Genomic DNA, 19092 nt, shown 5'->3' with positions numbered 1-19092 from the left:
CGGTGGTGGTGTACGGGTCCGCGAAGGACCCGGTGGAGACTGACTAGATGAGGAAGTCGTCGTATTCCGGGGTGTCGATGGCCAGGGCCTCATCGTCACCGAAGAGGTAGTAGCTGGCACCGGAGGTCATCTCGGAGATCTCTTCACGGCTCAGGAGGTTGAACATGGCATTGTCCTTTCGGTCGAACACGTCTCTCGGTCGGACACGTGGCACATCTGGCGGATGTCGTGGTGACAAAACTAGATCGCCGACAAACGCAGCTCCACCCCTCAGCCGTCGATTGACCCCGATACTTTCATCCTCGGTTCCCTGTTATCGCTGGACACCCAGCCAACCGCAACTGAAATATGTATATCAAGCGGCAAGAAACCTACCCCCACCTGCTGTGATGCGGAACACACCACCCCCGACCACTGTGGGTAGAAACTCACCTACTGACAGAACAATCCACCCCCACCGCAACGTCCGGACATCGCGTCCGACCCTCCCGCTAGACTGGTCACCGTGACCGAGACACCCCCTGAGACTTCAGCTGAGACTGCTGCCGACACGTCCGCCGAGAGCCACAGCGAGCGCTGGTCGCGTCTGGCCGGCGAGGTCCGCCGTCACCGTGAGCTCTACTACTACGAGGCACCGGAGATCTCAGACGCGGACTTCGACACACTGCTGCGGGAGCTTACCGCCCTGGAGACCGAGCACCCGGAGGCCGTCGACGGCACCAGCCCCACCGAGGAGGTCGCCCCCTCCCCCGCGAACTCCCCGTTCCGCAATGTCGACCACCGTGAACAGATGCTCAGCCTCGACAACGTCTTCAGCCTGGACGAGATGCAGGAGTGGCTCGACCGCACCCCGGCACCTACCTACCTCACCGAACTGAAGATCGACGGCGCCTCGATCAACCTGCTCTACATCAATGGTCGCCTCGACCTGGCGCTGACCCGTGGCGACGGGTCCACCGGCGAGGACGTCACCCACAACGCCCGCACCCTGGACGACATCCCCGACCAGCTCACCGCCTCCGAGGAGTTCCCGGTGCCGGAGCTGGTCGAGATCCGCGGCGAGATCTTCATCACCGTCGAGGACTTCGCCACCATGAACGCCGACAGGCAGGCCGAAGACAAGAAGCTCTTCGCCAATCCGCGCAATGCTGCGGCCGGGGCGATGCGGCAGAAGAACAGCGAGGAGACCGCGAAGCGTCCGCTGCGGCTGATCTGCCACGGGCTCGGCGCCCGCGAGGGTTTCGCCCCGACCAGCCAGCACGACGCCTACCGCGCCCTGGAGTCCTGGGGCCTGCCGGTCAGCCCCTACACCCGGCAGGTGCACACCGCGCAGGACGTGCTGGACGCCGTCACCTACTGGGGCGAGCACCGCCACGACGCCGCCCACGAGATGGACGGTCTGGTGGTGAAGGTCGACGATGTCTCAGAGCAGCAGGACCTGGGTGCGACCAGTCGTGCCCCACGCTGGGCGATCGCCTACAAGTACCCGCCGGAGGAGGCGGTCACCACCCTGGAGTCCATCCGGGTCGGGATCGGACGCACCGGCCGGGCCACCCCGTACGCGGTGATGACACCGACCTACGTCGCGGGATCGACGGTCACCATGGCGACGCTGCACAATGCCACCGAAGCTCACCGCAAGGGAGTCCGCCTGGGCGACCGGGCGATGATCCGCAAGGCTGGCGAGGTGATCCCCGAGGTCCTGGGCCCGGTGGAGTCGTCGCGCACCGGCGATGAGCGGGAGTACGTCTATCCGTCACTGTGCCCCGAGTGCGGCACTCCCCTAGCCCCGACCAAGGAGGGCGACGCCGACTGGCGGTGCCCGAACACCCGTTACTGCCCCGGACAGCTGCAGAACCGGCTGAACTACCTCGCTGGACGCGGCGCCTTCGACATCGACGCCCTGGGTGAGCGTGCCGCCCACGACCTCATCGCCTCCGGCGTCCTTCCGGACGAGGGCCACTTGTTCTCCCTGACGGCCGATGACCTGACCACGACCAGCGCCTACACCACCAAGGCAGGGAAGCTGAACAAGCCCGGCGAGATCCTGCTGGCCAACCTCGAAGCCGCCAAGCAGGTCGACCTGTGGCGGGTGATCACCGCCCTGTCGATCCGGCACGTCGGCCCGACCGCGGCGAAGGCCCTGGCGGCGAAGCTGCAGTCCATTCCGGCGATCGACGCCGCCTCTGTCGAGGAGATGGCGGAGATCGACGGGGTCGGCGGCATCATCGCCCAGTCTGTCAAGGACTGGTTCGCCGTGGACTGGCACCGCGAGATCGTGGACGCCTGGGCATCGGCCGGGGTGCGGATGGAACAGATCGTCGAGGAGTCCGACCGTCCCGAACAGACCCTCGCCGGACTGACCGTCGTGGTCACCGGCTCGCTGGAGAACTTCGACCGGACCAGTGCGAAGGAGGTGGTGGAATCCCGCGGCGGCAAGGCATCCGGCTCAGTGTCGAAGAAGACCGACTTCCTCGTCGCTGGCGAAAAGGCCGGCTCGAAACTGACCAAGGCCGAGGACCTCGGGGTTCCCGTCCTCGACGAGGCCGGATTCGAGAAACTCCTGGCCGAGGGGCCGGACGCGGTGTGATAGTTGTAGTTCCACCGGGACAATAGCGCGAAAGTTACTGCAGTCGGTTGTACTACAGTCGACTGCAGTAACTTCCGCAATACCGGGGTCACTCCGGATTCCACGGAGGACCTGATTTCCGCATACCAAGAAACCCGCTCCATGAACTCTGCTCCACGTCCAGCTCTCGTCCCGGATGACTACCCACAGCTGGTCGCGGTGTGGCGCAGTGCGGTGCACGTCACCCACGATTTCCTCACTCCTGCACACCGGGACGCTATTGAGGCAGCGCTCATCCCCATGATCATCTGCGACTTCCCCACCGTGCCCCTGTCCGTGCGCTGACGTCGTAGAGCCCGCCTTCCCGGCCTTGCTCCGATCAGCGCGACCGCTGATCACCGGGAGGCCCCCGTGTTATTCACGAACCCCACGAATTCTTCCGTCGTCCTCGACGACCTCACATTCACCTGGCCGGACGGAACACCCGTCCTCGACCACCTCACCGCCACATTCGGCGCCGTCCGCACCGGCCTGACCGGTGCGAACGGCACCGGCAAGTCCACACTGCTCCGCACCATCGCCGGTGAACTCTCCCCCACCTCCGGGCATCTATCGGTCCCCGGTTCTGGAGAACCCGACGCAGTGGGGTACCTGCCGCAACGACTCACCCTGGACACCGATGCCACGGTCGCCGACCTGCTCGGCATCCGCGACGTCCTCGATGCCCTCGATGCAATCGAGCACGGCAGTACCGACGAAGACGACTTCGAGGCGGTCGGTGACGACTGGGACATTGGCGAGCGCAGTCTCTCCGCCCTCGCCGCCGCAGGGCTGGACGGTGTCGAGCTGACCCGACGGGTCGGCACGTTATCGGGCGGACAGACGATGCTCATCGTGGCGTCCCATGACGTCGAACTGCTCGACCTCATTGACCACACCGCCGAGCTGCATACCGGGTTGCTGACGGTCTTCGGTGGGCCGTACTCGGCTTACCGGGAGCATCTGGCGCGTCAGCAGGCCGCTGCCGAGCAGGCACTCAGTACCGCCGAACAGGCGTTGAAGACCGAGCGGCGACAGCAGGTGGAGGCACAGACCAAGCTGGCCCGCCGACAGTCGTATGCGAAGAAGGACTTCGCCAACAAGCGGCGTCCGAAACAGATCATGAACAACCGGAAGCAGGAGGCCCAGGTCAGCGCGGGCAAGCTCCGCACGGCGATGGCTGCCGACGTGGATTCCGCGCGCGCCGCTGTCGAGGAGAAGGCGTCCGCGGTCCGCCGTGACGACCGGGTCCGTATCGACCTCCCGGATCCGGGTGTCCCGGCCGGGAAGGTCATTGCCGAGCTACCGGTGGGCAAGACAGGGACTGGCGCAGTCCCCGGCACCGGCACCTTGGTCCTGCAGGGGCCGGAACGTCTCGCGGTCACCGGTGCCAACGGCTCCGGAAAGACCCTTCTGCTCGAAGACCTCGTCCACGCCCGACGTGGCGTGCTGCACACCGACCGGTTCGGTTACCTGCCGCAACGCAGTGACGACCTCGACGAGGACTCCACGGCGCTCGACGTCGTCCGTGCTGCCGCGCCGGATGTAGACCCGCAGCGGATCCGGGCGCAACTGGCCCGGTTCCTGTTCCGGCAGGACGAGGTCGACCGGCGCGTCCGCGACCTCTCGGGCGGTGAGCGATTCCGGGTCTCGCTGGCACGGCTCCTGCTGGCCGAGCCGACGAACCAGCTGCTCATCCTCGATGAGCCGACGAACAACCTGGATCTGGCGACGGTGGATGCTCTGGTGGATGCCTTGGCGTCCTACCGGGGAGCACTGATCATTGTCAGCCATGACGAGGTCCTGCTCGACCGGTTGAAGGTAGGCTCACGGGTATGTCTGTCGTGAAGATCAACGCAATTTGCGTTCCCGTCGGTGCCGGCCCCGAGCTCGAGAAGCGCTTCGCCGCCCGTGCCCACACCGTCGACTCCTCCCCCGGCTTCGAGGGCTTCCAGCTGCTGCGCCCGACCAAGGGCGACGACCGCTACTTCGTGGTGACTCACTGGGCCACCGAGGAGGACTTCCAGGCGTGGGCCAAGGGACCGGCTCGTGCGGCACACAGTGGCCCGCACTCGGGTGAGGGCAAGCAGCCGGTGGCCACCGGCGCCGACCTGCTCGAGTTCGAGGTCGTGGACTTCGATGCCATCGCAGAATCCGCAGAGTCCACGGAGTAACTCCAACGGCAACGTTCCCGACAATGGTCCGGTGGTCGACCTGGCCTACCCGTTCACCGGCAGATGGCTGGTGCAGAACAGTCCGGCCAACCGCGTCCCCAGCCACGGAACCGAGGCGTTCGCCACCTCGTACGCCATCGACTTCGTCCCCGTCGACGAGTCAGGACGTACCGCCCGGGTGACGTGGCGTGGTCTTCTGCGCCCGGAGTCCGCGGACCACTTCCCCGGTTTCGGACGCTCGGTGCTGTCCCCGGTCGATGCCGTGGTCCATTCGGTCCACGACGGGGAGCCGGACCACCCTGCCTATCGGGGGCTTCCGTCCCTCGGATACGCCCTCACGCAAAGCCGCCGGGCTGCGGCGGGGTGGAGGTCGCTCTCCGGCAACAGCATCTTTCTCCTCCCGTACTCGGCCGGAGCAGACACGCCAGCACCAGTCATCGCACTGTGCCATCTGCAACGGGGCAGCATCACCGTCCGTGCCGGGCAGCGGGTGACTGTCGGCGAACCACTCGGTGCCTGCGGGAACTCAGGGAACAGCACCGAACCCCACCTGCACGTCCAGGCGATGGACTCTCCCGACGCTGCACGTGCCCAGGCGGTTCCGCTGTCATTCGACGGCGGTCTACCGGGCAACGGCGAGATCGTGGATCTCCCTGAGCGGTGATCTCTGCTGTATGACCGTCTGCGTCAGTTCCGGTGCAGTAGCGCCGCGGCACCACGGACGGTCCGCGCCAGTTCGGCCGCCGCATTCGGGGTGAGGACATCCTCCGGGCCACCGGTCACCACCAGGTCGATCTGCGGCTTCGGGGTCTCGGTGTCGAAGGTCCACTGCTTCCAGGTACGCATCACCCGGCGCGCCAACTCTTCACTACCGGCCTTCGCCGACTCTTCATCGACCCGCCAGGCGACCGACTGACCGGCATCGATCAGCCGGGCGACATCGTCGGTGAGCTCGTCGGCCACGAGAGTGTCTGCCCCCAGGTGTGCCAGTTCCGGGTACAGGCAGCCAGCATCGAGGACAACCTGGCGGGTCTCGTCTTCCCCGTCACCGACGGAAACCCCGGTCACCTGCTCCACGAAACGCCGGTCGACGTTCACAGCGATCTCCCGGTCCACGCTCATGGTCTCGAACTCGGTGGCACCGACCAACCGCGAGGTCACTTCGGCGAAGCCCCGCTCATGGACGTGCACCACGGAAGCACCGACGGCATCGCAGAACTCGCGCACACCCTCCCCCAGTGCCAGGGCAACATCGCGGAACGCCGGACGGTCGAAGCAGAGCGGGTGCCCGCGGTACTCCACCGACGCACCGAAGGTCCACGGCCCGACGACATGGACCATCAGCCGGTCGGTCCCGGCCATGGACTCGGCGATGATGTCGGTCAGCTCATGCTGGCGGCCCAGGAAGGCCCGCATGTCCAGGGTCTTGCCCGGGGCAACCTCCCAGCCGCGGGAGTGCGAGCGCAGGTACGGTCCACCGACCAGCACACCCATGGCCGCGGTCGTCGGCAGCAGCCCCTCACCCACCGACGACTGTGGCAGGCTCAGCGGCGGGACAGCCCCGACGTCCTCGTCGACGTCACGGGTGCGGCGCGCGGCCGCGGCCAGGCCTGCCCGCAGGTCGGTGTGGGTGGTCCGGACGTCCTCCCACCAGGCGAAGCGGGTCACGCGGACTGTGCTCCGGCTTCAGCGGCCTCAGCGCCCTGCCACGGGGCGGTCGCACTGATCGTCCCGGAACCGATAAGGATGTCACCCTCGGCGTCCGGCAGGTACACCACCGCGGCCTGACCGCGGGCGACGCCGCGGAGCGGCTCATGCAGTTCCAGCTCCACGGCGGCTTCCGGGCCGTCGGACGCCGCACCGGTGAGCGTCGCCGTCGCCGGCACCACACCACCGTGAGCACGGACCTGCACCTCGCACTCGAAGGTCTCTCCGTACTTCGCCGGGTCCAGACGCTTGAGTCGGTCGGCGGTGATGTGGCCGATGCGCAGGTCGTCCTGGCGTCCGACCGTCACTGTGCCGGTCTCCGCGTTGATGTCGGTGACGTAGCGGGGACGGCCGTCGGCGGCGGGGCCGGGCAGCCCCAGTCCCTTGCGCTGGCCGATGGTGAAACCGTAGACACCGTCATGCTCGGCGAGGGTCTCCCCTTCCACCGACTTCACGATGCCAGGACGCATTCCGATCTTCGTGCCCAGGAAAGCCTGCGTCCGGCCGTCGGGGATGAAGCAGATGTCGTGGCTGTCCGGCTTGGACGCCACACCCATGCCGAGGTCCTTGGCCTCGGCACGGATGTCCGGCTTCACCGTGTCCCCGACCGGGAACATGCAGTGGTCGAGCTGCTCGTCGGTGAGGACACCGAGGACGTAGGACTGGTCCTTGTTGTCGTCGATGCCGCGGCGCATCACCCCGTCGTGCAACCGGGCGTAGTGGCCGGTGACCACCGCGTCGAAGCCCAGGGCGATGGAGCGGTCGAGCAGTGCCTCGAACTTGATCTTCTCGTTGCAGCGTAGGCAGGGGTTCGGGGTCTCACCGATCTCGTAGGACTCGACGAAGTTGTCGATGACATCGGCCTTGAAGCGGTCGGAGAAGTCCCAGACGTAGAACGGGATGCCGAGGGAGTCACAGACGCGGCGGGCGTCGGCGGAATCCTCCAGGGAGCAGCAGCCGCGCGAGCCCGCACGCACCGCCTCCGGGGACTGCGACAGCGCCAGGTGGACGCCGATGACCTCGTGGCCGGCCTCCAGTGCCCTGGATGCCGCCACCGAGGAATCGACCCCTCCGCTCATTGCCGCGACGACCCGCATGCTCTCCTGCCTCACTTCCTTCTGGTGCTGGACGACCCAATATTGGACAACCCCTCACCCTACACCGCAGGAGCACCCTGGTCACATGGCCGGAAGCTGCCCGGAGATCCTACTGGGAGACAGTCCAGGATCGCTTCAGCGAAGGTCGCGGCGACCTCGGGAACCAGGTGGAGGTTGAATGCCGGTTCGAAGAGTTCCGCCTCCAGCAGGAGGAGGCCGCGTCCGTCACTCTCGGCCGTCTCCACCATGTCGATGCGGCCGTAGAGCGGGACGGAACCGGTCACCGCACTGACGGCGTCGAATACCCGTACGGCAAAGGTCTTCTCGTCCGGAGTCGCCTCCACGATGACCGGGTGCTCCTGGTAAACCCCTCCGAGGAATCCGCCTCCCGGGGCGAGCAGCGCTCCCTTCGCGATAGCGTGGGTGAACCGGCCGCCGACAAGGTACACCGCCTTCTCCCTCCCCTCGGAGAGCTCCGGCACCTCCGCCTGGAGCATCGCCACGCCCCCGGAGGTCACGATGTCCCGGGCCAGCTCTGCCGCAGCCGGGTCGTCCGCCTCGAAGAGTCCGGTTCGCGAGGAAGCCGCACCGACCGTCGGCTTCACGACGATCCGCGGGGACGGTGCGTCCTGCTCCCCGGCGGTGTCCGCAGCGTCCTCAGCGTCCTCAGCGTCCTCAGCGTCCTCAGTGAACGCTGCGTCCACCTCTGCTGCGGTGGCGAGGTACCGCGTCGGGACGACCCCGACCCCGCGCGCCGAAAGCTCCTCGAGGTAGCGCTTGTCCATGTTCCAGCGGATCAGGGTGGCGTCGTTGTACAGCGGGACGCTGGTCGCCTCAATGGTGCGCAACCAGGCGCTGAACTCCGCGGCATGCCCGACGTAGTCCCAGGGGCTGCGGATGACCAACAGATCATAGGACGCCCAGTCGACGTCCGTGTCGCGCCAGGACACCGCCTGCGCGTCCGCGCCCCGCTCCCGCAGGGCGGCCAGCAGCGGCGGGGTGTCGTGGTCAGGGTCCTCGGGTGGGTAGTAGGACGGGTCGGTGACGATGATGCCGATACGGTTCACGTATTCTCCTCCTCAGTACGCCATACCGGCTGCACGGGCCTGATCCACCACACCCGGCAGGAGAGCGCAGAGACGGTCGATGTCCTTGTCCGTCGTCGCCGGGCCGGTGGTCAGCCTCAGTGCACCGCGGGCAGTCGGCACGTCGACACCCATGGCGGTGAGGACGTGGGACGCCCGGTTGACTCCCGCCGAGCACGCCGAGCCGGTGGAGGCGTCCACACCGGCGGCATCCAGCAGCATGATCAGGCTGTCGCCTTCGGCCCCGGGGAAGCTCGCGTGCACGTGGGAGGGCAGTGCACCGGTACCTGTGTCAGTACCGGTGTCAGTGTGAATGACCGCGTCAGGGATCGAGCGCACCACCGCAAGCAGTCGCCGCTGGTAGCCGGCCAGACGGTCATGCTCGTCCTGCATCTGCGACACGGCCTCGGCCAGTGCCGCAGCAGTACCCGCCGCTCCTTGGGGATTCACGGTCCCAGAGCGGATGCCGCGTTCCTGGCCGCCGCCGCGCAGCGGGGACTTCAACACCGCGTCGCGGCGGGTCAACAGAACGCCCACCGATTTGGGGCCGCCGAACTTGTGGGCACTGGCCGCCAACGTGGTCGCGCCCAGACCGTGGAAGTCCACCGGGAGATGACCCACGGCCTGGACGGCGTCCACGTGCACCGGCACCCCGGCAGGTTCGGCGGCGACGATGATCGGTGCCAGGTCGGTGATATTGCCGGTCTCGTTGTTCGCCCACATCGCGGTGACCACCGCATCGGTGGCCGGGTCCAGGGGCGCCTCTGGCGCACCAGGGCGTCCGGAGGCGTCCAGCGGCAACGGCGCATGTCTGAACGCAGGTCCGTCCGGCATCGGCATACCCCCGCACAGCCAGTCCGCCGACTCCCCCACCGCCGGATGCTCGGCCGTTGAGGAATGAATCACCCGCGCCCCGCGGGACGCCAGCGCACCGAACGCCAGTCCCTGCACGGCGATCGTGTCCGCCTCGGTCCCCGAGCCGGTGAAGACGACCTCGGCGCGGTCCGCGCCCAGCAGGTCGGCGATGGTCTCCCGGGCGTCCTCGACCACCCTGGACGCAGCCCGGCCCGAGGCGTACTGGCCGGCCGGGTTCAGCAGGCCTGCGGTCTCCGCCATCGCCTGAACCGCGACGTTCCGCAAGGGGGCGCTGGCGGCATGGTCGGCATAGACACGGTGGGCGGTCGAGGTCATTCGTGGTGGTCTTTCGGCAGAGAGAGCAGTCGGCGGTCGATCTCGTGCATCTTCTCGGAAATCGCCTCGGGGTCGACCCCCTTACGATAGCGGGCCGCCGCCAACGAACGTTGGGCGGCATGCAGGGAGTCACGGCGGATCTCCACCACCCGACGGGTAGCGTTCCTTGCCCGCTCCCGGCGGCGGCGTGCCTCCTCGGCATCGACTTTCGCCCCGTCCCCAAGGACCGCGTCGGCAAGGTCGTCCGAACCGTCGTCCAGTGGCGATGTCGACCGGACCACGCCGAGTCGTTCGGTGATCCGGGCAGCCTGCTCCGGGCTCAGCCTGTCCCCGATACGGCGCTCGACAACCCGCACCGCCGACTCATAGGCCTCGTCGAGCGCCTGCTCGGTGAGCTTGTCGTCGAGGTCCTGTAGATCGTGGTGCCGACGCAGATAAGAAGTCAGCGCCGGCAGCGTCAGTCCCGGGATCACCATGGTGCACAGCAGCACGACGAAAGCCACGATGGTGAACTCCGCGCGCATCGGGAAATCCGCCGGGTGCAGTGACAGCACCAGGGCGAAGGTCACCAGACCGCGCATCCCGGACCAGGTCAGCAGGATCACGTCGGTGAAGCGTACGGGAGCGCGGTAGCGTCCCTTTTTCGTCCGGTTGCGACGCAGCAGCGAAGCCATCCAGACGAACCGCACTGCGATGAGAGCCACCGAGATCACCAGCCCCCACCACAGGGGGTTGAGGTGGTCGGTGGAGTCGTCGATGACTGCGTCACGGACGTTCATCCCCATCAGACCGAAGGCCAGACCGGTGATCAGCAGCTCGGTGACCTCCCAGAACGCCGAGCCAGTCAACCGGGCGTCCGCTGCCGTGGCGTCGATGCGCGAGGTCAGTTCGACTGCGGCCACGACTACCGCGATCACCCCGGAGACGTGGATCTCCTCGGCGCCGAGGTAGACCAGGAAGGGCAGCACCCAGGTGAAGGCATTGCCGGCGACCGGGGAGTCGAGCCAGTCCAGAACCACGGCCGAGAGCCGACCGACCAGCCAACCGAGCAGCACCGCGCCGAGGGCGGCGTAGACGAAGGTACCGCCGGCCTCGATCCAGTGGATGTCGTCGTGGAATGCCGCGGCGGTGATCGCCGCGCTGAAGATCACCAGCGAGGCCGCGTCGTTGAACAGTCCTTCAGACTGCAGCGAACCGATGATCCGGCGCGGGATTCCGGCGGGCTCGGCGACGGCCTCCACGGCCACCGGGTCCGGCGGGGCGACAGCGGCTGCCAGTGCCAGGGCGGCGACCAGTCCGACCCCGGGAATCAGCAACAGCGTGATACCGGTGACCACGGCCACGGTGATGAAAACCAGACCGACCGACAGGCTGAGGATCGTGCGCCACTGGTCGCGGAACATACCCCAGGATGTCCGGCGGGCCAGCGCCCACAGCAGTGGTGGCAGGAACAGCGGGAGGATCAGCTCGGGGTCCACCTCGACGGTGGGCGTTCCGGGCACGAACATCACCGCGGTGGTGACCAGCAGGAGCACTACCGGCCACGGCAGTCCGATCCGGTCACCGACACCGACGGTGAGCACTGTGGCAAGCATCAGGCAGATGAGGACGAAGAGGGTCGTCACGGGGTCGATCACTCCTGTTGTCGGTATCTCAGGATCTCGTCAGGTCACCCAGTCTAGACGGCGACGACCCCCGACCTGCGGTGTGCATGATGCACACTGCACGACGGGGGTCGTGTCGTCCGCTCCGCCGCACCGTGGTGCGGCGGGGAGGGTGGGACGCTGTACTAGCCGCGAGCCTTGAGGGCGTCGGTGGCCTGCGGGGCGACCTTGAACAGGTCGCCGACGACGCCGAAGTCGGCGATCTCGAAGATGCCGGCCTCCTCGTCCTTGTTGACGGCGACGATGGTCTTGGAGGTCTGCATACCGGCCTTGTGCTGGATCGCACCGGAGATGCCCAGGGCGATGTACAGGTTCGGGGAGACCGTCTTACCGGTCTGGCCGACCTGGAACTTGCCCGGGTAGTAGTCGGCGTCGACGGCGGCGCGGGAGGCACCGACGGCAGCACCGAGGACGTCGGCCAGCGGCTCGACGACGTTGGTGAAGCCGTCGGTACCGGCGACACCACGGCCACCGGAGACGACGATCTTCGCCTCGGTGAGCTCCGGACGGTCAGCCTTCTCCGCCGGGGAGAAGGAGGTGACGGTCACGGCGGTCGGACCGGCGGCAGGCAGCTCGACCGGGAAGACGTTACCGGCGGCAGCCTGCGGCTCCGGGTCAACGGCACCGGCACGCAGGGTGTACACCGGGGCGGTGCCACCGGCGGTGGCGGTGACGGTGAAGTCGCCACCGAAGATGGAGCCCTGTGCGGAGCGGTCCTCGTTGATGCCGATGACATCGTAGAGGGTACCGGAGGCGACGCGGGCGCCGACGCGGCCGGCGATCTCGTTGCCGGCGGCACCGGCGGCGACGATCACCGGAACCTGGAACTGTGCGGCCAGGCCGGAGACGGCGTCGACCGAGGGGGTGACGACGAGGTCGGCGGCAGCGTCGGACTCTGCGGCGTAGATGTTCTCTGCACCGGCGGCAGCCAGGTCGGACTGCAGCTTCTCGGCGGTGCCGGGGGCGCCGACGACGACGGCGCCGACGGTGCCGAAGACGCGGGCGGCGGTGATGAGCTCGAGGGTGGAGTTCTTCAGTTCACCCTGCGTGTGCTCGACGAGTACCAGGACGTTGGTCATGGTTGTGTTTCCTTTCGCGAAAGGTTCGAGGTGTAGATCGAAATGGGTGAACTAGACGAGCTTCTGGGCTGCGAGGAACTCGACCAGCTTGTTGCCGCCGTCTCCTTCGTCGGTGATGATCTCGCCGGCTTCCTTGGCTGCCTTCGGGGCAGCGGCGGTGACCTGGGTCGCGGCGGCAGCGAGGCCGACGTTGGACGGGTCGACGCCGATATCAGACAGGGAGACTTCCTGGATCTTCTTCTTCTTGGCGGCCATGATGCCCTTGAAGACGGCGAAGCGCGGGGTGTTGGCCTTCTCGGTGACCGAGACGATGGCCGGGGTCGGGGCCTCGACGTTGTAGACGCCGTCCTCGGTGACTCGCTCACCGGTGACCTTGCCGCCTGCGACCTCGAGGGTGCGCAGGTGGGTGACGGCCGGGATCTGGCGGTACTCGGACAGCAGGCCCGGGACCGCACCTGCGACACCGTCGGTGGAAGCGTTACCGGTGATGATCAGCTCGATGTCATCGACCAGGTTCAGTGCATTGGACAGGGTCCAGGCGGTGCCCAGGGCATCGGAGCCGGCGAGGGCGTCGTCGGTGACGAGGATGGCCTCGTCTGCACCGAGCGAGAGCGCCTTGCGCAGTGCGTCCTTGGCGCTGGCGGGACCGACGGAGAGCACGACGATGTTGTAGTCTCCGCCGGCCTCCTTCAGCTGGAGTGCCGCTTCGACGGCGTTCTCGTTGATCTCGTCGAGGACCGCATCCGCGCTCTCACGGTCGAGGGTGAAGTCGTCATCAGTCAGCTTGCGCTCGGAGTAGGTGTCCGGCACCTGCTTGACCAGAACCACGATGTTCGACATTCGTAGGCCTTCCTGCTTGGTGTGCTTTTCTCGAAGTCGGAGTCTACCCGGAAGTGGCGGTGATGTTGCCCACAATCGAGCCATTTTTTTGACGCCGGTCACGGCACACCCATGCCGACCTGCAATTATCCTCGGGCTGGCCAGAAAAATATTCTTTTATCACTACCCCCGGAGGGGAGCTTCACGTCCGATGACGGCCACCGGTGTGTCGCCGACCCGCGCCACCACCACAGTCAGTGACTCGGAGCCACGCAACTTCATCTTCTTCCTCAGCTCATCAGGATCCAGGTCCACACCACGCACCAGAACCTCCAGGCGGCCACATGACAATCCCGCCAGCGCCGCCTTCAGCTTCTTGACCGGGACGGTGTCGAGGACCTCGAACACCCGCTGCCCGGGCACCAGCCCGGCACGCACCGCATCATCCAGACGGTCACCGGTGAGATAGGCGATATGCGGGTCCAGCCGCCACCAGCCCAGGCGCGCGGCGTACTGACGCACCAGTCCGGCGCGCACCACCGCGCCGTCCGGATCGAGGATGTAGCGTCCCACCTCACCGACCGCGTCGGACTCGTCCTCCGAGGACGTCACTTCACCTCGCACACCGTCGCGGAAGACCACCGCACGGCGGTCGTGGGAGGCCAGGCCGCGACTGTAGAGACAGGCCTCCTTGACACCACCGTCCACGCTGACCACGTCGACCTGGCCCCGCCACCCGCTGTAGTCGATGCCCGGGGCGCATTTGACCGCCAGGGCTGGCGCACCAGGGGCCGAATGACCGTCCTGATCCAGCCCGTAAGCGGTGAGCAGGTCCGGCAGTGGCGGGATAAGGTCCTTCGGGTCACGGATCCGGCCACGTGCGGTGCGACGCGCCGGATCGGCGACGACGACGTCCACTGCCCCGGTGGCGAACGCCGGACGTACCGCGTCGGCGCGCACCAGGACCGTGCGCGCCGCGGTCGCGGCGGTTGTGTCAGCGCCCCCGTCAGTGCCCAAGGCGATGTTGCGGGACGCCATGACCAACCGGGCCGGGTCCAGGTCCCCACCGATGACCAGAGCAACGTGGGCGGCGAGGTGCGGCAGCTCGGTACCGACCGAACACGTCACATCGGCGACCACGGCCGCTGCCGCCCCACCAGAACCGGAGGCGGCACCGGCGCCGTCATCCAGGGCATCCCGGATCACCCGGGCACGCTCGGCAGCGACCAATGACGGGGTGGCCTGCTGGGCGGAGTCACTGCAGACCCACCAGTCCGCCGGCATCTTCCCGCCGGCAGCGGCACTACGTCGCGCGGAGACCAACTCCACCAGCGCCCGGGCCCGCTCACCGTAGGCCCCCCGCAACTCGCCCACATCCCGCACGGTCGAGGACTTCGTCAACGCCAGTGCGGAGGCGGCCTCGACCGCCCCGGGGTGTGCGGCCAGCCAGTCAAGCTCGTCGCGGGTGAGACTCACTGGACCACTCCGCTCACGCCTATTCCATTCACGGTCGCTCCACTCACGAGAACGGGGACGGCGGCAGGTCTTCCGGATCCACGGCGAACTTCATCCCCGGGGCGAAGACCCGCTCCGGGTAACCGTACATCCGGGTCTCCAGCAGGTAGTACTCCGCCATATAGGGCACGTCCACGGGCTCCTCACGCACCGGATCGACCCGCAGGGCGGCGGCGAACTCCATGATCTCGTCGACACTGCGGAAGGTGTCGAGCATCTTCAGCTGCGCCCAGGTCGGTGGCATGAGATTGATCTTGCGGTTGCGCCAGCCGTCCAGCAGCGTGCCGGGACGGAACCATCCGGTGGAGGTCGCCTCCCGGGTGTCACCGTAGGCCTCCTGGCCCTCCGGCATCGCCGCGACGAAGAAGGCGGTGTCGTAGCGGATCGGCTGGCTCTCCGGGGTCACCCAGTTCGCCCAGGGACGCAGCAGGTCACTGCGCAGCTCCAGGTCGTGGGCACTGAGGAAGTCGGAGAACGCCAGCCGGTGGTTCTCCAGCTCCGCCCGGTACGGCAGATACGACGTGGTGTCCCGCACCGTCGCCGATGCCGAGGACGCATGCCCTGCCAGCAGGGTCCCGGACTCCTCGAAGGTCTCCCGCACTGCGGCACACACCAGGGCGCGGGCCACGTCCGGGGTGGTGCCCAGACGTTCGGCCCACCAGTCGGTCGACGGCCCCTGCCAGCCGATGTCCGGGGAGTCGTGGCCGTCGCCGTCGACGTCGCCGGGCATGTCGCGCTCATCGACGCCGCCACCGGGGAAGACCGTCATCTCCGCGCAGAAGCGCATCGTGCTGGCCCGCTCCTGGACATACACCTCCGGGCCGCTGAGGGTGTCCCGCAACAGCAGCACCGTCGACGCATACCGCGGAGTCACCGGAACGGTCCCCTCCGGGCCGCTGGCGGTGTCACCAGAATCCTGGGGTCCGTCAACCTTGTTGTCGTCCATGCCGTCCTCCATGCCCTCCACCTTAGCGATCTTTCACCTCAGGCCCGGTGGCTTCCACCCCGTCGGGTGCGCCGGGCGAAGTACCGGTGCTCGTCGATGGTGAGGCTGATCGGCTGGTGGTAGGCGCGGGTGAGGTTCCCGGAAGTCATCACGTCCTCCAGCAGCCCCTGGGCCACCACATGCCCTTCGTCGAGGATCATGCCATGGGTGAATCCCGGCGGGATCTCCTCGACATGGTGGGTGACCATGACCATCGCCGGGGCATCCGGGTCCGCGGCGAGCTCGCCCAGCATCGACACCAGGTCCTCACGGCCCCCCAGGTCCAGGCCAGCCCCGGGCTCGTCAAGCAGCAGCAGTTCGGGATCGGTCATCAGCGCCCGGGCGATGAGCACCCGCTTTCGCTCACCCTCACTCAAGGTCCCCCACACCTGGTCACCCAGGTGCAACGCCCCCATCTGCTCCAGGATCTCCATCGCACGGACCTCGTCGGCGGACTCGTAGACCTCCCGCCACCGACCCAAGACGTCGTAACCGGCTGAAACGACCAGGTCCAGTACCCGCTCATCGCCGGGAATCTGGTGGGACACCGCCGCCGAGGACATGCCCACCGCGGTGCGTAGCTCCCGCACGTCGGTGCGTCCCAACGTCTCACCGACGATCCGGGCACTGCCGGAGCTCGGGTACTCGCGGGCGCCGGCGATGGTCAACAGCGACGTCTTGCCCGCGCCGTTGGGACCGATGATGATCCACCGCTCGTCCACCTCCACCTGCCAGGTCACCGGGTGCAGCAGGGTGCGCCCGTCGCGGACGAGGGTGACCTCGCGCAGATCCAGGACGAGGTCCTCGTCCAGTGCGTCAGTCGTGGCCGGGGTCGAGATGATCGTGTCGTTCACATCCTCCATCGTGCCCTATCCACTCCGATCGCAGGCGCAGCACCCGGCCGGTGGGGGTATCGCCGGGGCAGAGCCAGGGGCCGGCTCAGAAGAAGGCGGAGGCCATCCTGGTTCGCGCGTCGATGACCGCGGGATCTGCCGCGTCGTACATGGCGAAGATCTCCAGCAGCCGGTCGCGGGCGGCTGTGCGCTCATCGCCGGCGCTGGTGCGGATCTGCTCGATGAGGGTGTCGAAGGCCTGCTCGCGCTCCCCCGCCAAGAGCTGCTCGTCGATGCTGTCCGCGGTCCCGGCGGCAGTGCGCTCCAGCAACAGGGCGGTGACCCGGGCCGAACGGGCCTCGTCGGCGATCTCGGCACCATTGTCTTCATCGGCGGCGGACTCGGCGATGATCCGGTCGTAGACCGACACCGCGCCGCGGTAGTCCCCCTCCTCCAGCAGTTCTGCAGCAGCGTCGAACCGCGGATCAGCACCGGAGTCGTCAGCGGAACCGGTCACACCCGCGTCCGGTGCGTCCCCCTCCGAATCCGGCAGACCGGGCAGCTTTCCGTCGACCGTGCGTACCACCGCCTCGATGAACTGGCCGATCTGCTCGGCAGGCTGCACCCCCTCGAAGCTGGTCAGGGGACGACCAGCGGCCAGGGCCAGCACCGTCGGCACCGCCTGGACCTGCAGAGCCTGGGCAATTTCCGGGGTGGTGTCCACGTTGACCTCACGGAAGACCCACTGCACCGGCACACCGTCGGCGTCCTGCGCCTCGGCCAGCCGGGTGAACTCGGCGGACATCTCACCACAGCCCTCGGCCCGCGGGCTACCCAACAGCAGCACCACGGCGACCTGGGTGGACCGGACCACGAGATCCTGTTCGAAACTCTCGGCGGTGACAATAGTAGACCGCGGGACCTTCGTGCCGGACGCCGCCTCCTCGCGGGTCCGCTCCGCGGCACGCTGTCGTTGATCGGACGCTTCCTTCAAGGCCCCCAGGTCAACGGCCCGGGAGGCGAAACGATCAGGAGTCGACGGTCCGCCAGGCCGCTGTGCGGGATAGTTCGGTGTGCTCATGTCCACCCATCCTAACCACCACCGGACACCGCCGCGGCAGACTCCCGTCCTCTATCGCCGCCTGTCATCGGTGCCTGCTATCGGCGACGCTGCCAACAGGCGGTGTGCCAGTGTCTGCGGTACTCGGCACCGGTGAGGGTGTCCGGCCACGCCACGAGGTGGGCGACACCCGGTGGGATGCCCTGGTTGCACCCCGGGCAGACGTAGTGCTTGACCGCGGCGGTAGCGCCCATCCGGCGCACCAGGTAGGTCTCGGTGCCGCCATATGCGGAGCTGGCCGACCAACCAGGCCCGTCCTCGCGCCAGGTGCCGAGGTAGGACGCACCGTCGCGCGGCAGTTCGCGTGGTGAACCGTTGCGGGTACCGCGGGAGTCCGGACGGCCGTGTCCCCGCGGCCGGTTACGTCGGGGCATGGGTTCAGTACTCCTCGGAACGAACGGCGTTAGAAGAGACGAAGCTCATCGGACTCGACGCCACGCATCTCCTGGTAGTCCAGAGTCACGCACCGGAATCCCCGGTCCTCGGCGAGGGTACGGGCCTGCGGCTTGATCTCCTGGGCGGCGAACACCCCATGGACCGGGGCGAGCAACTCGTCCCGGTTGAGCAGGTCGACGTACCGGGTGAGCTGCTCGACACCGTCGATACCGCCGCGACGCTTGATCTCCACCGCGACGGTCGCCCCATCGGCATCGCGGGACAGGATGTCCACCGGGCCGATCGCTGTGGGGTACTCGCGGCGGATCAGGCTGAAGCCATCACCGAGGACGTCGATCTGGGCGGCGAGTAGCTCCTGAAGGTGGGCTTCCACACCGTCCTTGACCAGCCCAGGGTCCTCCCCCAGCTCGTGGGCGGTGTCGGAGTACACCTCGAAGATCCGGATGCTCAGCAGCTCGCCCTTCGGGTTCTCCACCTGCCAGACCTGCTGGATACCGGCGTCCTGCTGCTCCTCGGTGGCATCGACCTCGGTGAGGCTGCACGGCGGGGTCATCCAGTTCAATGGCTTGTAGGCGCGGTCGTCGGCGTGGATACTGACCGAACCATCGGCCTTGACCATCACCAGACGGTCGGCCTCCGGGAGGTGGGCGGCGAGTCGACCTTCGTAGTCGACGGAACAACGGCAGATCACCAGACGCATGGGTGACAGGCTACCCGATGGGGTCCCGCGGGAAACTCAGTGCAGGCCGTTACGACGGGAGATGCGGGTGGCCGGACGTACCATGCGCTCCGACGGCGCGGACTCCAGCCAGGACACCA

General features: G+C 67.6%; 19 protein-coding genes. 5 read left to right on the top strand and 14 right to left on the bottom strand.

Translation table 11 applies throughout. The annotated features are described in order from the left end of the window. Positions 1–43: 43 nt before the first annotated feature. Positions 44–166, bottom strand: coding sequence for a hypothetical protein (locus ACTXPP_RS12235; protein WP_301520561.1), 123 nt, complete (start codon positions 164–166; stop codon positions 44–46). 339 nt (positions 167–505) lie between these two features. Here ACTXPP_RS12235 and ligA point away from each other — a divergent pair, with 339 nt between their 5' ends. The 5 genes from ligA to ACTXPP_RS12210 all read left to right on the top strand — a co-directional run bounded on the left by ligA (position 506) and on the right by ACTXPP_RS12210 (position 5446). Beyond that, the gene (gene ligA, locus ACTXPP_RS12230) at positions 506–2590 is read left to right on the top strand and encodes an NAD-dependent DNA ligase LigA (protein WP_301525273.1); all 2085 of its coding nucleotides are present in this window, start codon (positions 506–508) and stop codon (positions 2588–2590) included. 141 nt (positions 2591–2731) lie between these two features. Next, entirely contained in the window at positions 2732–2914 is a 183-nt protein-coding gene (locus tag ACTXPP_RS12225) for a GNAT family protein (RefSeq protein WP_301498858.1), read from the top strand. Between the two features lie 66 nt (positions 2915–2980). Then, a complete protein-coding gene (locus ACTXPP_RS12220; RefSeq protein WP_301520446.1) occupies positions 2981–4456 on the top strand; it encodes an ATP-binding cassette domain-containing protein in 1476 nt (491 codons plus the stop codon). Then, positions 4444–4782, top strand: coding sequence for an antibiotic biosynthesis monooxygenase family protein (locus ACTXPP_RS12215; protein ID WP_301495104.1), 339 nt, complete (start codon positions 4444–4446; stop codon positions 4780–4782). The genes ACTXPP_RS12220 and ACTXPP_RS12215 overlap by 13 nt, the downstream gene beginning before the upstream one ends. Next, positions 4748–5446: a M23 family metallopeptidase gene (locus ACTXPP_RS12210; RefSeq protein ID WP_301495102.1), complete on the top strand. Its 699-nt coding sequence runs from the start codon at positions 4748–4750 to the stop codon at positions 5444–5446. The genes ACTXPP_RS12215 and ACTXPP_RS12210 overlap by 35 nt, the downstream gene beginning before the upstream one ends. A gap of 23 nt (positions 5447–5469) precedes the next feature. On the opposite strand, the gene ACTXPP_RS12205 is transcribed toward ACTXPP_RS12210, so the two are convergent. The 13 genes from ACTXPP_RS12205 to nucS form a co-directional block, all read right to left on the bottom strand. Beyond that, the gene (locus ACTXPP_RS12205; RefSeq protein ID WP_443342382.1) at positions 5470–6450 is read right to left on the bottom strand and encodes a hypothetical protein; all 981 of its coding nucleotides are present in this window, start codon (positions 6448–6450) and stop codon (positions 5470–5472) included. After that, positions 6447–7586 (bottom strand): tRNA 2-thiouridine(34) synthase MnmA, encoded by a 1140-nt coding sequence (mnmA, locus tag ACTXPP_RS12200; protein ID WP_301495108.1) that lies wholly within the window; start codon positions 7584–7586, stop codon positions 6447–6449. The genes ACTXPP_RS12205 and mnmA overlap by 4 nt, the downstream gene beginning before the upstream one ends. 59 nt (positions 7587–7645) lie before the next feature. After that, positions 7646–8653: an ATP-grasp domain-containing protein gene (locus ACTXPP_RS12195; protein WP_443342380.1), complete on the bottom strand. Its 1008-nt coding sequence runs from the start codon at positions 8651–8653 to the stop codon at positions 7646–7648. A 12-nt stretch (positions 8654–8665) separates the two neighbouring features. Beyond that, positions 8666–9862 carry a cysteine desulfurase family protein gene (locus ACTXPP_RS12190; protein ID WP_301495096.1) on the bottom strand — a complete coding sequence of 399 codons (1197 nt, stop codon included), beginning with the start codon at positions 9860–9862 and terminating at the stop codon, positions 8666–8668. After that, positions 9859–11487 carry a cation:proton antiporter gene (locus ACTXPP_RS12185; RefSeq protein ID WP_443342377.1) on the bottom strand — a complete coding sequence of 543 codons (1629 nt, stop codon included), beginning with the start codon at positions 11485–11487 and terminating at the stop codon, positions 9859–9861. Before ACTXPP_RS12185 ends, ACTXPP_RS12190 begins: the two co-directional genes overlap by 4 nt. A 164-nt stretch (positions 11488–11651) precedes the next feature. Further along, positions 11652–12605, bottom strand: coding sequence for an electron transfer flavoprotein subunit alpha/FixB family protein (locus ACTXPP_RS12180; protein ID WP_301495093.1), 954 nt, complete (start codon positions 12603–12605; stop codon positions 11652–11654). A 51-nt stretch (positions 12606–12656) separates the two neighbouring features. Continuing rightward, on the bottom strand, positions 12657–13445 hold the full coding sequence (locus ACTXPP_RS12175) for an electron transfer flavoprotein subunit beta/FixA family protein (protein WP_301495091.1): 789 nt from the start codon (positions 13443–13445) through the stop codon (positions 12657–12659). Positions 13446–13607: 162 nt separating this feature from the next. Next, on the bottom strand, positions 13608–14900 hold the full coding sequence (locus ACTXPP_RS12170; RefSeq protein ID WP_301495089.1) for a THUMP-like domain-containing protein: 1293 nt from the start codon (positions 14898–14900) through the stop codon (positions 13608–13610). Positions 14901–14943: 43 nt separating this feature from the next. Further along, the gene (locus tag ACTXPP_RS12165; RefSeq protein WP_301520449.1) at positions 14944–15897 is read right to left on the bottom strand and encodes an NUDIX hydrolase; all 954 of its coding nucleotides are present in this window, start codon (positions 15895–15897) and stop codon (positions 14944–14946) included. A 26-nt stretch (positions 15898–15923) separates the two neighbouring features. Further along, complete coding sequence (locus ACTXPP_RS12160; protein ID WP_443342373.1) at positions 15924–16787, bottom strand: ABC transporter ATP-binding protein; 864 nt, start codon at positions 16785–16787, stop codon at positions 15924–15926. A 76-nt stretch (positions 16788–16863) separates the two neighbouring features. Beyond that, positions 16864–17838: a tetratricopeptide repeat protein gene (locus ACTXPP_RS12155; protein ID WP_443342371.1), complete on the bottom strand. Its 975-nt coding sequence runs from the start codon at positions 17836–17838 to the stop codon at positions 16864–16866. 77 nt (positions 17839–17915) lie between these two features. Beyond that, the gene (locus tag ACTXPP_RS12150) at positions 17916–18251 is read right to left on the bottom strand and encodes an Rv1322 family protein (protein ID WP_301495081.1); all 336 of its coding nucleotides are present in this window, start codon (positions 18249–18251) and stop codon (positions 17916–17918) included. Positions 18252–18280: 29 nt separating this feature from the next. Then, the gene (nucS, locus tag ACTXPP_RS12145) at positions 18281–18973 is read right to left on the bottom strand and encodes an endonuclease NucS (protein WP_301495080.1); all 693 of its coding nucleotides are present in this window, start codon (positions 18971–18973) and stop codon (positions 18281–18283) included. Positions 18974–19092: the final 119 nt, after the last annotated feature.

The sequence above is a fragment of the Candidatus Corynebacterium faecigallinarum genome (genome assembly GCF_052264515.1).
Taxonomy (GTDB): Bacteria; Actinomycetota; Actinomycetes; order Mycobacteriales; family Mycobacteriaceae; genus Corynebacterium; species Corynebacterium faecigallinarum.
The sequence above is the reverse complement of the archived record's forward strand: the minus strand, read 5'-3'. Positions and strand labels throughout refer to the sequence as shown.

Coding starts and splice junctions, on each gene's coding strand:
- ACTXPP_RS12190 (WP_301495096.1), bottom strand. CDS start 9,862: ATGACCTCGACCGCCCACCGTGTCTATGCCGACCATGCCGCCAGCGCC.
- ACTXPP_RS12225 (WP_301498858.1), top strand. CDS start 2,732: ATGAACTCTGCTCCACGTCCAGCTCTCGTCCCGGATGACTACCCACAG.
- mnmA (WP_301495108.1), bottom strand. CDS start 7,586: ATGCGGGTCGTCGCGGCAATGAGCGGAGGGGTCGATTCCTCGGTGGCG.
- ACTXPP_RS12210 (WP_301495102.1), top strand. CDS start 4,748: ATGCCATCGCAGAATCCGCAGAGTCCACGGAGTAACTCCAACGGCAAC.
- ACTXPP_RS12150 (WP_301495081.1), bottom strand. CDS start 18,251: ATGCCCCGACGTAACCGGCCGCGGGGACACGGCCGTCCGGACTCCCGC.
- ACTXPP_RS12155 (WP_443342371.1), bottom strand. CDS start 17,838: ATGAGCACACCGAACTATCCCGCACAGCGGCCTGGCGGACCGTCGACT.
- ACTXPP_RS12215 (WP_301495104.1), top strand. CDS start 4,444: ATGTCTGTCGTGAAGATCAACGCAATTTGCGTTCCCGTCGGTGCCGGC.
- ACTXPP_RS12165 (WP_301520449.1), bottom strand. CDS start 15,897: ATGGAGGACGGCATGGACGACAACAAGGTTGACGGACCCCAGGATTCT.
- nucS (WP_301495080.1), bottom strand. CDS start 18,973: ATGCGTCTGGTGATCTGCCGTTGTTCCGTCGACTACGAAGGTCGACTC.
- ACTXPP_RS12180 (WP_301495093.1), bottom strand. CDS start 12,605: ATGACCAACGTCCTGGTACTCGTCGAGCACACGCAGGGTGAACTGAAG.
- ACTXPP_RS12235 (WP_301520561.1), bottom strand. CDS start 166: ATGTTCAACCTCCTGAGCCGTGAAGAGATCTCCGAGATGACCTCCGGT.
- ACTXPP_RS12160 (WP_443342373.1), bottom strand. CDS start 16,787: ATGGAGGATGTGAACGACACGATCATCTCGACCCCGGCCACGACTGAC.
- ACTXPP_RS12175 (WP_301495091.1), bottom strand. CDS start 13,445: ATGTCGAACATCGTGGTTCTGGTCAAGCAGGTGCCGGACACCTACTCC.